The sequence below is a fragment of the Pontibacillus salipaludis genome (assembly GCF_014642405.1).
Taxonomy (GTDB): domain Bacteria; phylum Bacillota; class Bacilli; order Bacillales; family BH030062; genus Pontibacillus; species Pontibacillus salipaludis.
Genome location: NZ_BMIN01000001.1, coordinates 325,448 through 339,429 on the forward strand (window position 1 = coordinate 325,448; position 13,982 = coordinate 339,429).

The following is a 13,982-nucleotide window of genomic DNA, read 5'->3' on the forward strand; positions in this document are numbered from 1 at the left end:
CGGTCAATATTGGAATTGAAATCGCTTTAGAAATTATTCTTGCCAATATGCTGTAATTAATTCGGTTACTTGTTCGATTTGAGATCTAAGTACTTTTTTTGCTTCTTCATTATGTATATCTTGAACTTGAGGGATAGGCATCCAAATTAAAGAAGGATTAAGCTTTCTCTCGGCTTTTTTCCATTGTTGATCAAACGTAAAGAAAAGAAGATGCTTAAAGCCTTCTGCTTCCATTCTCTCTGCCCATTCATTAATACGCTCGATTTCTTTATCAATAGAAGTTTCTTTAAGGTACGTAAAAGACGGGGCCAAAAAAATCCTTCCTCTATATTCTTCTTCTACTTCTTTCATAAATAACGTTAAAAGTTCAGACTGATTAGCCAACTGCGTAAGCTCCTTCTCTGAACCTGATAGTGAATACGGGATTAGTGGTACAATTCCAGTATCCACAAATTCTTTAGATTGTGCATATAGGGACACATCTTGTCCGTTCCATTTCATTGTATTCCCCCCCTTCCAAACGATTCTTCCCTTTCATTATAGCCTCTCGGTATAGAAATCGAAAGGTATAATCATCAAATCTGCCATTGTTTTCTGAATTTACCCTCTGTTAAAAAAATTAACCCCCTAATCAAATTAGGGAGTTACATTTCTCTTGAGTTCATTTAACTGTTCACTTAATCTCTCGAACGTTTCTTTATCACCGCTATCTAATGCTCGGTCAATCTTTCTTCTAAGCTTTTGAGTTTGGTAGTTCGAAATGGACGTCTGCAAAACCAATTCAGCTAATTCTTGATCCTTCTCGGTGATAAAGTAATCTTGAGGCATAAAAGGATTTTCCTCCAAAACGGCTGCATAAGAGGCGCTCTGGTGAGAATTTTTGAAATTGAGTTGGATATAAACAGGTTCATTTCGGTTCAAACGGATATCATGAAATGACTTTTCTGCGTCTGTTGTCATGATTTGATCCTTATAGAAGCGGAAAGGGACTTCATCAACACAGTGAGTTGAAATAACAATACCTCTTGGACAGAACCGTGCTTCTTCCACAAAGTGTACGTTCTCCATAATCGAATCATGATTGATTAAATAGTTTAGGATCCAAACACTTTCCCTGCGCTTTAATTGAAAATGATTTAAAAACCAACGAACAAATTCCTTCTTATCCTCTACCGAGACCGGCATTTTCACTTTTATGCCCTCCTTTTTAAAAAGAGAAATACTATTCCTCGTCACCAGACTGTAAACGGGCCATAAATGTCTCCACTTCTTCATCAGTTGGTTCTATAGTGAGATATCGCTCAAATACACTTTGAGCTTCCTTCACTCTTCCTTCTTCAACAAGGAAATAACCATATTCTTTAAGGAAGTCACTATCATCTTTAAAGGTATTATATGCTTCTTGATAGTCGTTTAATGCCTCATTAAAATGTTCTAATTCATTATTTGCCTGAGCTAGATACCATTTGTACAGCGGTTCTTCCTCATTCATTTCAGAAAGGTACTCTAAAATGTCTTTAATGGCTTCGTAATCTCCATCTTCTTTTAGACGCTCTACTAAGAATAAGGCAGCTTCTTTAAACCCTGGGTCGATTGATATGGACTGCCTTATATGCTGATAGCCCTCTTGCTTCTTCGTGAGACGAAATGCTAACATACCCGCTAAATAAAATAGGTCCTTATTAAATTCATCTTTCTTTAATCCCTTGTTTGCCATATCATAGGCTTCTTCAATCATACCTTCTGATTCATATGCTTCAGCAAGTAGAGGGTAAGCAGATTGATAGAATGGATCTTCTTCAATTAGCTTGTTCCACACGCGAATAGCAATATCCACCCGGTTAGCTTGATAAGCAGTGAATCCATAACGGAACAGAATATCTGGAGTCATTTCATCAGCAGCTTGGAAGTAGTCTAAAGCTTGATCAAAATCACCTTCAATAGCAAATGCTTCTGCAAGACGTAAGGTAATGTCTGTCTCACCCATCTTCTGGTCACGACGTAAGGCTTTCTCGTAATAAGGAATACTCTTTTGATATTCACCAATAGAGAAAGCAAGTTCGCCTAATGCGAAGTCGACAACAGGTTCATTTGGAGAAATATTTTTTGCTAACAACAGCTTCTGTTCAGAAACTTCGAAAAGTCCTTGGGTTTGATAAAGATCTGCTAGTTGAACTAACGCTCCTAAATATTGTTCATCCTCTTTAGGAATTTGATTTAAAAGATCAATCGCCTTTTCATCATCTTCCTGATCTACATAGATTTCAGCAAGTAAAAGCGTTAATTCATGTTCACCTGGGTAACGTTGTTTAAGCTCCTCTAAAACGTCTTTAGCTTCTTCAACCATTCCCCATTGCATAAACATTTCTGCGATTGTATATTTCTCTTCATCACCCGCACGGGATAACTCTGTACGTAGTGTTTCTACAGCTTGCTCTGTTTTTCCTGCATTCATATATTGAATGGCTTGTTCTATGCCTTGCATGTCTACACCCTTTCATCAACTCATAAAATGGTTTGGGATGGAAGCTTTCAGGTAACAACCAACCCCTTCCATATCGTTTACTTCTACATGAGAACGAATAATTTGACCACGTAACACTGTAACACATGGAATAGCTTTATGATAAAACATTTGATCAGGTGTATCAATTTGTGTATGAGTTTGTATCCGAAAAATATTGAAATCCGCATCACCTGAATACATGAATTCTCCCTTATATGGGTAAATTCCTGTCGCTCTTAAATTTTCTTTTGCTATAGGACACTCATCCAAAACCTTAGGTAGCGTACGAACATTATGATAGTTTGCTAAAGTTAACCACTCTTCATAAGAAATAGAGTTTTCCTTCGTTACTACTGGTGCGATTGGCAAAAAAGAAGGGTCTTGCGCTTGTGCAATCCACCCCCATATCTTACTATTCAACTCTTTTTTTGATTGAACCTGAAATAGTAGAAAGGGTACACGTTCTATCCCAAAATACCGTACCATTTCAGGAGTCAACTTTGTAAGAGGTACACGAGGGGCAATCATATAATCAAGTCCAAGGCCATCTAACATACATTTCATCTTTTGGAATTCTTCCATCATATATCTTGTTGAAGTAATGGGACACTGAACAACCAGCAGTGTTGTACCTCTGAACATATAACGCCTTACAAGAGCGGACTGATATTCAGTTTGATAAAGAGGAAACTGTAAGTCTATATGAACTTTACCTGGTGCAACCCATAAAGGATCGATGATAGAGCTAAAGGTGGTTCGGTTTAACTTATAAGGCTGTATCCATTTCCCATCCTTTATCCCAAGAGATAAGGGTTTCCATTCTTTATTTACTAAAGCTTGCTCTGCTTGTATACAATAAGCCTTCATACAACTTGTCCCCTTTACTAGCTTTTGGTACAAGGTATGAAGGCTTTATCTTTGTTATGCTTTTATTATCAATACTGAGCTCTCAACAACTTACTCAATTAGGTTTAGACAAAGCATCTAAGTGATCAAAGAAGTTTGGATAAGAAATCGAAATACACGATGGGTTATCTAGAATGATTTTTTCTTCACATACAACAGATGCAACAGCCACCATCATTCCAATTCTGTGATCGTGATAAGAAGAGTAGGTACCACCATTCAATGGATTTGTAGACCCTTCAATGATCATTCCATCTTTAGTAGCTTCCACCTTAGCACCCATCTGTTTAAGTGTATCTACAACAGCCTGGATGCGGTCAGTCTCTTTGTATCTTAGTTCTTCTGCATCTTTAATAATCGTTTTACCTTCAGCTCTAGAAGCCACAAGAGCAATTATTGGAAGCTCATCAATTAAACGGGGAATTAAATCACCTGATAGTGTAGTCCCATGCATAGGCCCACCCTTCACAGTAATGTCACCTACTGGTTCATCCCCAATATGACGAGTAGTATTTATTGTCATAGATACTCCCATGTTATTAAGAACATCAACGATCCCTGTACGGGTAGGGTTTAATCCCACATCTTTCAATGTAATCTCACTATTTTCTTTAAGAGCCGCTGCACACATAAAGAATGCAGCAGAAGATATATCACCAGGAACTTCAATATCCACTCCTGTCAACGTCTGACCTCCTGAAATATGAATGAGATCTCCTTCTCGTTTTACTTTCACACCAAATGCCTCTAGCATACGTTCTGTATGATCTCTGGTCTTAACAGGTTCCATTACTGTTGTAGTACCATTAGCAAATAGACCAGCAAGCAAAATAGCTGATTTCACCTGAGCGCTATTTACAGGCAAGCGATAATGAATAGGCTTTAACCCCTGACCTCTAATACTCAAAGGCAAAAGGTTTCCATGCTCCCTACCATCAATTAAAGCTCCCATTTCACGTAAAGGATCAACAACACGATTCATAGGGCGCTTAGAGAGAGAGGGATCGCCGAATAAAGTATAATGATTAGGTGTACCCGCTAGTATACCAAGAAGTAAGCGAGTCGTTGTACCTGAATTACCTAAATTTAAAGGAGTCACCGATTCTGAAAGACCATGTAGCCCCTTTCCGTCAATCCTTACCTCATCATCATTCTGTTCAATAGGAACACCCATTGATTGAAACACTTTGATTGTTGTCAAGCAATCTTCACCTGTCAAAAAACGTTTCACTGTCGTTCTACCTTCTGCTAGAGAACCAAGCATAATCGCTCTGTGTGAGATTGACTTGTCTCCTGGTACATGTATTGTTCCATTAAGGGAATGTGGTCTTGGTTTAATTTCCATTTGGTCCATATATTCACTACCTTTATTATTCAATAGTAACTTCATATCCGTTCGATTGTAGAAGGTTTTTTGCACGTTTTTGATCTTTCTCGGTTTGAAAACTTAGACGCAAAGCTCCCGTGATCCCTTCCCTGATCTCTAGTATTTGAATGTTCACAATACTGATTGTTTCCTGTGCCACGATGTGCGTGACCTCAGACAAGGCACCAGGTTGGTCATGAATGTCTACGTACACATCATAAAAAGATGGGATAGCTCCTTTTTGTTTAACAGGGAGACCATCTCGATATTGTTTAGCTTGTTCCAAATATGTATGTAATTCATCATGTTCCAATGTCTCTACAAGTGATTTAAGATGGTTCATCTCATGGATCCAATCAGTAAGGAGCGAAATCATGGTCTCTCGATTTTGGAAAAATATATCATTCCACATTTTAGGATGACTTGAAGCAATTCTTGTAATATCCCTGAATCCACCTGCAGCAAGTTCATGTAAAAATGGATGTGTGCTATGCCATGACCGAGCTTGATGAACAAGTGCTGAGGCAATTAAATGAGGAAAATGAGATATGACTCCAGTCATCTGATCATGCGCTTCAACATCAACTGTAACGAAATAACTCCTGGTTGAGTGTAATAATTGTTCAAGCATGGAGATATGTTTTTCTTCAGCGTTTATCCCAGGGATGAATAAATAATAAGCGTTTTCGAATAAATGGGCCTTAGCTGCTTCTATACCATTCTTATGCGAGCCTGCCATAGGATGGCCGCCTACAAAGACAATCTGTTGGTTGGTTAGTGATTGAGCCATGTCCATGACAGGTTTCTTCACAGAACACACATCCGTCACAAGAACTTCTTTATTCAGTTCCATGTCATCGAGCTTGTGGATATAGGACCTTGTAATCGAAGTAGGAGTAGCAAGAAAGACAATGTCCGCTTGCAATACACCATCCTCAAAGGAATTAGCTCTTTGATCTATGATGTTATTTTCGAGAGAATAATCAATCGTCCTATCATTTCCATCAAAACCTATAATGGTTATATTTTTATTATTTTGAAGATTTAGGGCAATCGAACCACCGATTAACCCTAAACCTACAACAAAAATTGTCGTTTGCTCCATCGGTTAACTATTTTCTACCTTTGCCAATTTTTCTTCCATTGAGTTCATTACTTCTTTCATGTGATCTTTCTTTCCAATCGTTAAACGAATGGAATGTGGAATCCCAAGGGCTTCACCAGATCGAACGATGAATCCATTCTGGAGAAGGTGTTCTGTCATTTCATCCCCTGTAATTGGTAAGTGAATGAGCAGAAAATTCGTTTCAGAAGGGTAGTAACGCAGTCCAAGACGATCGCAAAAGTCTTCTAACTCTTGTTTTGTTTCTACATTTTGTTCGAAAGTTTTTTCGATAAACGCTTTATCTTCCAATGCTAAGACAGCAGCATGCTGAGCAATGACTGAAGTATTAAATGGTTCACGTGCAGGCTCAAGTTTTGTAATAACAGATTCTTGAGCTATACCATATCCAATACGTAAAGCAGCAAGTCCATAAGCTTTTGAGAACGTTCGTGTAATAATTAAATTCTCGTACTCTTCTAATGAATTAAGGGCATTTGGGAAGTCTTCTGTGCCAACATACTCCATATAAGCCTCATCTAGAACAACAAGTACATGTTCAGGGCAGTTCTTCATAAACTGATCAAACTCAGCTTGAGTAAATATGTTACCTGTAGGATTATTAGGGTTACACAACCAAATAACACGAGTTTGTTCATCGATAATCGATAACATTTCATCTAAATCATGATAGCCATTTACTAAAGGTACCTCCCGAACTTCTGCGCCTTCAATAAGGGCATTGTGTCGGTATTGTGGAAAAGTTGGCGTTGCCATAATTGTATTGGTACCTGGTTCTAAATAAGTGCGGCAAATGATTTGCATAATTTCATCAGACCCATTCCCAAAGATCAATTTTGTTTCATCTACATGAAGTTCAGCAGCTAGTTTCGTTCTTAACTTTCTAGCGTAGCCATCTGGATAGATCTCAAGATTCGTAACTGCATCTTGAAGATGTTTTTGCACATGACTTGAAAAGCCGAATGGATTCTCATTAGAAGCTAACTTTATAATTCTCTCTAATCCATATGCTTCCTTTACCTCATCGATTGTTTTGCCTGGGACATATGGCTTTAATTGATTAAAGATTGGTTTTGTTCTCATGATAAACCCTTCCCTTCTTCTTGAATAAGATCCGGACGTAATTGCTTTGCTTCATACTGATAGATATGACGGATATCTCTTTGTTTGGCTTCTGTATTCACGTGCATCATAACTCGAATACAACGTTCAAGAGATTGGGGAACCGGTACTTCTCTCATACACATCACCGGCACAAACGTCCAACCTTCTATCTTCCGAACCGCTTTTGCTGGGAATGTTGCATTTAAATCTTCTGTAGTTGAAATTTGAATCGATGCAACTTTTTCAGGATCAATCTCGTTCTCATCAATCATTTCTTCTAGCAATGCATGAGTATTTGTCACAATTTCCTCTGCTCTATTCTCCTTAACTGTTGTAGCTCCTCTAACTCCTCTAATCATACTTAACTCACCTCTTTGTGATACTCTTTTAATTCTTCTTTAATCTGATCTACTGTAAAGGAAACAACTTCCGGCTTACCTCGCTTGGATAATAACACCAACCTTATTTCTGATTGAATATTCTTCTTATCCCTTGTCATTCTATGTAGTAATTCATCTGTATTTAACTGATCTAATAAAGCAATAGGATAATTATGCTTAGAAATCCATTCTCTAAACCTTTGGCGATTAAGGTCGACATTATAATAAGACTCACTAACTTTAAGAGCAAAGTCCATCCCGATAGCAACAGCCTCTCCATGCGTGACCTTACCGTATCCCAGCTCTGCTTCAATGGCATGACCTAGCGTATGACCAAAATTCAGAAAACGGCGAATACCTTGCTCCCTTTCATCATCAGATACAATTCTTGCCTTAACAGCAATCCCTTGGTATAGGAGAGAATTAATCCAGTCACTTTCCAAATCTGAAAAGCTATTTAATTTATAACATTGTTCTAAAAACGCATGATCCTGAGCAATCCAAGCATGTTTAATAACTTCAGCCATACCTGATCGCCATTCAGTTTTACTTAGTGTCCGTAAGGTTTCAGTATCGTAGATAACAGCAACTGGTTGATAGAAGTGACCAATCAAATTCTTGCCAAGTTCATGATTAATAGCAACTTTTCCACCTACACTACTATCATGTGCGAGTAATGTAGTTGGAAGCTGAACATAATCTATGCCTCGCATATAACTGGCTGCTACATAACCAGCAAGATCACCTACCACTCCACCTCCAAGGGCGACAATTAAAGACTCCCGATCTATACCATTTTCAATAGCTTTAGTATGACAATCATAGAATACAGATAGACTTTTAGATTGTTCCCCAGCAGGAACAACGTAGCTTGATACTGTCGTCTCCTTAGAAAAAGCATCTTTAACATCCTGTAGATATAAAGGGGCGACATGGCTATCTGTTATCACGAAAACTTGCCTATACGAAGTAGGCAAGTAATCTGTGATTGTATGTCGTAAACCTTCTCCAATTGATATGGAGTATATACCAGAGTCATGTTCGACTTGTAGCTGCTCCATTAGAAGCACCTAATTTCTTCTCTGTATTGATCTAAGCTTTCTTTTAATTTAGGGAACTGGTCATGCGGGAATTGTTCTGTTAATGCACGCGCTAATTCCCATGCGACAACATGTTCCATTACCACTGCTGCAGCTGGAACCGCACATGAATCTGAGCGTTCAATGCTTGCTTTAAATGGCTCTTTTGTATCAATATCCACACTTTGTAACGGTTTATAAAGTGTAGGGATTGGTTTCATCACACCTTTTACAATTAAAGGCATGCCAGTAGTCATACCGCCTTCAAAACCACCTAAGCGATTAGTTTTACGGTAATAACCTCTCTCTTCTGACCAAGCGATTTCATCATGAACTTCGCTACCATTGAGATGACCTGCTTCAAAGCCTACTCCAAACTCAACACCTTTAAAGGCATTAATGCTGACAACACTTCCAGCTATGCGAGAATCAATTTTACGGTCGTACTGAACATATGAGCCAATACCTGCTGGCATGCCCTCAACCATTACTTCGACAATACCTCCAATTGAATCCCCTTCTTGCTTTGCTGTATCAATTGCCTGCATCATTTTCTCTTCTGCCTCTTTATCGAGAGTTCTAACAGGTGAAGCTTCTGACATATCCTTACGTTCCTGTAGAGACATCGTTTCATCATAAGAAGCTGTGATACCACCAATTGTATTCACATACCCTGTAATCTTAATATCAAGTTCTGCAAGTAGTTTTTTCGCGATTGCACCAGCTGCTACGCGGGCAGCAGTCTCTCTTGCAGAAGAACGCTCTAATACATTTCGCATATCTCTGTGACCATATTTTAATGCTCCGTTCAAATCTGCATGCCCAGGACGAGGGCGACTAATTGTGCGACGTACTTCTTCATCGTCACCTATAGGATCTTCTCCCATTATATTTCTCCAATGAGTAAAATCATCGTTTGTTAGAACCAATGATATTGGAGAACCAAGTGTATATCCATGTCGAACGCCACCTGTAATATTAATTAAGTCTTTCTCGATCTGCATACGGCGTCCTCGTCCATATCCTCCCTGCCTGCGGATTAGTGATTCGTTAATGTCCTCAGTTAGTAATGGCATGAGGGAAGGGATCCCTTCTACGATTGTGGTAAGTTGTTTGCCGTGTGATTCGCCTGCAGTTAAATATCTCATCTAAACTCTCCTTTTCTCAGCTATACTTTATGAATTTTGTATTACTATATCATATCCATTAGGAACTGTGTTCATCAAATATGAAAAATTGCACAATCTATCTAAAAATCCAAAAAAGTCAGAATATTCACAGTAGTATTAACGGGGCCGATCCTTCTTATCCTTTCTTCTTGTAGAAGAATGTATCAGCAATGTCAAATTGATAGTTATGGGAGTTAAAAATTTGTTCTGTGCTTCCAACAAACAATACACCATCTTTATTTAAGGATTGGCTAAATCGTTTATAGACTTCATTTTTTGCTGGTTCTGTGAAGTAAATTAAAACATTTCTACAAATAATCAAATCAAAATTAGATTCGTAACGGTCAGAAAGCAGATTATGTTTCTTGAATGTTACGGTTTTTTTTATATCATCTGTTACTTCATACAAGTTACCTATCTGCTTAAAATATTTGTCCTTTATATCATGAGGTACTTCTTTTAAAGAGCGCTCGGGATAGACACCTGTTTTTGCGCGCTGCATGACATTCTCATCAATATCAGTAGCAAGTATATGTATATCTCTCAAGGGAAAATAACGACTAAGGACCATCGCAATTGTATATGGTTCCTCGCCAGTTGAACAAGCAGCACTCCAAACTTTCAAAGACTTCTTCCCTCTCATTAAATCAGGTAATAGTTTAGATTCTAGTATTTCCCACCGTTTTTGGTTCCTATAAAATTCGGAAACATTAATGGTCATTCGATCTAGAAATTCAAAAAATAAATCTTCATCTCTTGAGATAGCTTGAAAGTATCGTTCAAAGCTAGCAAATCCTCTTTTATCTCGCAAGGTTGTCAACCTACGTTTCATTTGTCCCTCTTTATACAAAGAGAGATCTACCCCCGTTTTACGCCTTATTTGGTTTATAAACCCATAGTAGTCATCTACCATTTATATCGTTCTCCTCCACTCTAATGCCCATCTCTCAATTTCTATAGTATTAAAAAGTCACACAATGTAAGTATACTTGAAGAACGCGATGTTAAAAAGCTTAATACATCATTTCACATTTATAACAACTATTGCATTCATTCAAGGAGGAATTTGAACTTAAAATAAGCAAGAGGCCGTAATCTAGAAATCGATTACGGCCTCTTGCTTATATCCTTTGTTTCCCTAACTTACCATTAAGAGAAGACCACCTTGCTGAATGATAAGTCTAGTAAAGCCAGTTTTGATCGTTTTTCTCATAGTTAAGGATTTCTTCCCCATTGAAAAACAGACCAATTTCTCGTTGTGCGCTTTCTGGAGAATCGGAACCGTGAATAACATTCTTACCTACCGTTAATCCGAAGTCCCCTCTCACAGTACCCGGCATTGCTTCTGAAGGGTTAGTTTTACCCATCATCTGACGAGCTGTAGCAATAACATTTTCGCCTTCCCATACCATAGCAAAAACAGGACCAGATGTGATGAACTCAACAAGTTCACCAAAGAAAGGCTTTTCTTTGTGCTCGCCGTAATGTTCTTCAGCTAGGCTTGATGGAATTTGCATTAACTTCCCACCAGCTAATTTAAATCCCTTCTTCTCAAACCTATTTACAATATCCCCGATTAAATTTCGTTGTACTCCGTCTGGTTTGACCATAATGAACGTTTTTTCCATTTTCTCCACCTCTTAGTTATGTAGAATTATGAAAGCGTTTAAATGTTTAACCAGATGAAATTCTATCAAATTTTTGGAAAAGTAGCAAACGTTTTCTTAAGATTTTCGTTTGCCAATATATTTAGCAATTTTCATAAAGGTTTGTTTTTCCTTTTGATCAGGTAGAACCTCCAGAGCTTCATATGCTTTTTCTAAATATTGTTCGCTTAAGGCGAGTGATCGCTCAATAGCACCTGAACCTTTAATTTTAGCAATTACCCAAGCCATATCGTCTTTAGTAACCTCTTGTTTTTGAAACAAATCTTTCAGTTCTTGTTTAAATGTGTCGTCTTGATTAATAGCATACAGTACTGGAATGGTAATATTCCCTTGCATCAGATCGCTTCCAGCAGGCTTCCCGAGCTCCTTTTCTGTTGCAGTGAAATCTAAAACATCATCAATTACTTGGTAAGACATACCTACATAATATCCGTACTTAAACAGAGCCATTTCAACCCTTTCATTTGCCCCCGCAGCAACAGCTCCGAGACGACAACTTACAGCGATTAAGAGGGCCGTTTTACGTTTGATTCTACGGAGATAAGTACGAAGATTTTGTTCCCAATTAAACTTGTCCTTAATTTGCTCTATTTCACCAACACAGACCTCTACAATTGTTTTAGAAAGAATCTGGTGAGCCTTTACGTTTTCTAAATTAGACAAACTCTCAATGGCTCTGGCAAATATGTAATCCCCTGAATACATTGCCACCCGATTATCCCACTTAGCTTTAATCGTTTGCTCTCCTCTTCTAAGCTCAGCATCATCTATGACATCATCATGCACAAGAGAAGCCATATGAATAAGTTCTAAAGCTACAGCCACATGTTTGATTCTTTCAATGTCATAGTTGCCAAACTTAGCCGCTAATAAAACAAAAACAGGACGGATTCGCTTTCCTCCTGCCTGTAACAATTGGGTAGAAGCTTCTCTTAAAATACTATGATCAGCCTGAATAGTTGTATTAAGAGTTTTTTCTATTTTATCAATATCTTGTTTTAAGTATGGATAGATCATCGCTAATTTCATTGGAGTCACCTTTATATCATTTTCTTACTTCAACGGCTTTGTTCCGAGATGCATCGCAGCAACTCCACCCGTGTAACCTTTTACTTCAACATCTTTCAATCCAGCTTGTTCAAACATCTTTTTTAATTCTAGTCTACCAGGAAAATCTTTCGCAGACTCCTGAAGCCATGAATATTCTTCATAACTTTTTGCAAACAGGCGACCTAAGAAAGGCATAATATGTTGAAAGTAGAAATAATATGCTTGCCTAAATCCTAAAGCAGTGGGCTGAGATGTCTCTAAGCACACAACTAAACCTCCTGGCTTTACTACCCGAGTCATTTCCTTCAGGACTTGCAAATAGTCTGGGACATTTCTAAGCCCAAAACCGATCGTAGCATAATCAAAACTATTCTCCTCATAAGGAAGTTCCATTGCATTTCCATGTTTGAAATCGACGTAATCCAGGCTCAGCTTGTTTTTCTTCTCCACTCCTACACTTAGCATATTTTCGCTAAAATCAAGACCCACGACTTTACCCTTTTCTCCAACTTTCTCTGCAAGTGCTAAAGTCCAATCGCCTGTCCCACAGCAAACATCGATTGCACATTCTCCTTTTTGAACGTTCATCCGATTCATTACATCCTTACGCCATGCTTTATGACGTTGAAAGGAAATAATTGAGTTCATAACATCATATCGGTTATAAATTTTCTCAAAAACATGATGAACACGTTGTGATTTCGTTTGTTGATCCATTGTTTATCCTTCCTCCACTGCTTGATGTTTCAAATAAAATGAATGGTATATATGATGCTGGAGGTACGTTTTTAGAGTACTAAAGCTACCTGGCAAATGAGTCAGAGATTGCTCAACTGAAACCATTTGGTTCTTCATGTACTTCTCTATTGTTCGCAGTGCTTGTGCTCCATTTTGATGAACAAGTGTGCTTTTAATAAGTAATTCAATCAATGGGGAATTTTCACGTTTTCGAAAACGACGATCTTCATATTGCAATCTTTTGGCTAAAAGCCAATCTCCTGCTACCTTATTCATCATTGGTTGGTTTACGAATTCAGCTACACGTTGAATTAATAACGACTCCACTTGTTTTAAAGCATCCATTACTTGAGCAATAGAAGGAAAATCTTGATTGTAAATCTTCATTTTCAATTCATTGATCTCTTTAATGGCAGAAGCTAGTGTATGAATCATTGGTAAATCCTCTATTTTAGACAAAAGGTAATAATATAACCCACTGTAATAGTCACCAGCTAATACGGTAAGCTGACGACTCTTTGTTACATGGTCCTCTTCGTTCATTGTTGAAGAATTCACAAGTTCATGAGTATCTAAAGCTATTTGTACTAGCATCGTTGAAATTATATAATGCTTCTGCTTGTCTTCACTTAGATCTGTATCTTGCAATAAAGACGTTAGAAACATGAGTTTATCTTCACAGATTACGGGATCAGATATATATTTGGCTAAATAAGGATGTTGGATTTGATGTTCAATACTAGTTCTTAAGTGTTCAATATTCACATTTGTATTATTCACTGACATCACCCAAAACCTTTCGTGCCGTATCTCGGCTAACTCTCGTCTATTATAGCATATCTAACAGTCTCAACACATTTATGAGTACCTATAGTGTGCCCATTATTTCTAAAT

Annotated in this window: 15 protein-coding genes; all 15 read right to left on the minus strand. The window is 37.9% G+C overall.

Going from position 1 to position 13,982, the window contains the following annotated elements:
• Positions 1 to 33: 33 nt before the first annotated feature.
• The 15 genes from IEW76_RS01670 to IEW76_RS01740 all read right to left on the minus strand — a co-directional run bounded on the left by IEW76_RS01670 (position 34) and on the right by IEW76_RS01740 (position 13,868).
• Positions 34 to 501, minus strand: a complete 468-nt coding sequence (locus IEW76_RS01670) for a DUF2487 family protein (protein ID WP_188650270.1) — start codon at positions 499 to 501, stop codon at positions 34 to 36.
• Between the two features lie 135 nt (positions 502 to 636).
• Positions 637 to 1,191, minus strand: coding sequence for a ReoY family proteolytic degradation factor (locus IEW76_RS01675; RefSeq protein WP_188650272.1), 555 nt, complete (start codon positions 1,189 to 1,191; stop codon positions 637 to 639).
• A gap of 31 nt (positions 1,192 to 1,222) precedes the next feature.
• Positions 1,223 to 2,485, minus strand: coding sequence for a tetratricopeptide repeat protein (locus IEW76_RS01680; protein WP_188650274.1), 1,263 nt, complete (start codon positions 2,483 to 2,485; stop codon positions 1,223 to 1,225).
• A gap of 15 nt (positions 2,486 to 2,500) precedes the next feature.
• Complete coding sequence (locus IEW76_RS01685; RefSeq protein WP_188650276.1) at positions 2,501 to 3,373, minus strand: hypothetical protein; 873 nt, start codon at positions 3,371 to 3,373, stop codon at positions 2,501 to 2,503.
• 94 nt (positions 3,374 to 3,467) lie between these two features.
• Positions 3,468 to 4,766, minus strand: a complete 1,299-nt coding sequence (gene aroA, locus IEW76_RS01690; RefSeq protein ID WP_373285926.1) for a 3-phosphoshikimate 1-carboxyvinyltransferase — start codon at positions 4,764 to 4,766, stop codon at positions 3,468 to 3,470.
• A 16-nt stretch (positions 4,767 to 4,782) separates the two neighbouring features.
• Positions 4,783 to 5,883, minus strand: coding sequence for a prephenate dehydrogenase (locus tag IEW76_RS01695; RefSeq protein WP_188650278.1), 1,101 nt, complete (start codon positions 5,881 to 5,883; stop codon positions 4,783 to 4,785).
• A gap of 3 nt (positions 5,884 to 5,886) precedes the next feature.
• Positions 5,887 to 6,984, minus strand: a complete 1,098-nt coding sequence (gene hisC / locus IEW76_RS01700) for a histidinol-phosphate transaminase (protein WP_188650280.1) — start codon at positions 6,982 to 6,984, stop codon at positions 5,887 to 5,889.
• A complete protein-coding gene (gene aroH / locus IEW76_RS01705) occupies positions 6,981 to 7,364 on the minus strand; it encodes a chorismate mutase (protein ID WP_188650282.1) in 384 nt (127 codons plus the stop codon). The genes hisC and aroH overlap by 4 nt, the downstream gene beginning before the upstream one ends.
• 2 nt (positions 7,365 to 7,366) lie before the next feature.
• Positions 7,367 to 8,446 (minus strand): 3-dehydroquinate synthase, encoded by a 1,080-nt coding sequence (gene aroB, locus IEW76_RS01710; protein ID WP_188650284.1) that lies wholly within the window; start codon positions 8,444 to 8,446, stop codon positions 7,367 to 7,369.
• Positions 8,446 to 9,612 (minus strand): chorismate synthase, encoded by a 1,167-nt coding sequence (aroC, locus tag IEW76_RS01715; protein WP_188650286.1) that lies wholly within the window; start codon positions 9,610 to 9,612, stop codon positions 8,446 to 8,448. Before aroC ends, aroB begins: the two co-directional genes overlap by 1 nt.
• Positions 9,613 to 9,769: 157 nt before the next feature.
• Positions 9,770 to 10,546: a CheR family methyltransferase gene (locus IEW76_RS01720; RefSeq protein ID WP_188650288.1), complete on the minus strand. Its 777-nt coding sequence runs from the start codon at positions 10,544 to 10,546 to the stop codon at positions 9,770 to 9,772.
• Between the two features lie 268 nt (positions 10,547 to 10,814).
• On the minus strand, positions 10,815 to 11,261 hold the full coding sequence (gene ndk / locus IEW76_RS01725; RefSeq protein WP_188650290.1) for a nucleoside-diphosphate kinase: 447 nt from the start codon (positions 11,259 to 11,261) through the stop codon (positions 10,815 to 10,817).
• 96 nt (positions 11,262 to 11,357) lie between these two features.
• On the minus strand, positions 11,358 to 12,329 hold the full coding sequence (hepT, locus tag IEW76_RS01730; RefSeq protein ID WP_188650293.1) for a heptaprenyl diphosphate synthase component II: 972 nt from the start codon (positions 12,327 to 12,329) through the stop codon (positions 11,358 to 11,360).
• 24 nt (positions 12,330 to 12,353) lie between these two features.
• Entirely contained in the window at positions 12,354 to 13,067 is a 714-nt protein-coding gene (gene menG / locus IEW76_RS01735; protein WP_188650295.1) for a demethylmenaquinone methyltransferase, read from the minus strand.
• Between the two features lie 3 nt (positions 13,068 to 13,070).
• Positions 13,071 to 13,868: a heptaprenyl diphosphate synthase component 1 gene (locus IEW76_RS01740; protein WP_188650297.1), complete on the minus strand. Its 798-nt coding sequence runs from the start codon at positions 13,866 to 13,868 to the stop codon at positions 13,071 to 13,073.
• Between the last annotated feature and the right edge of the window lie 114 nt (positions 13,869 to 13,982).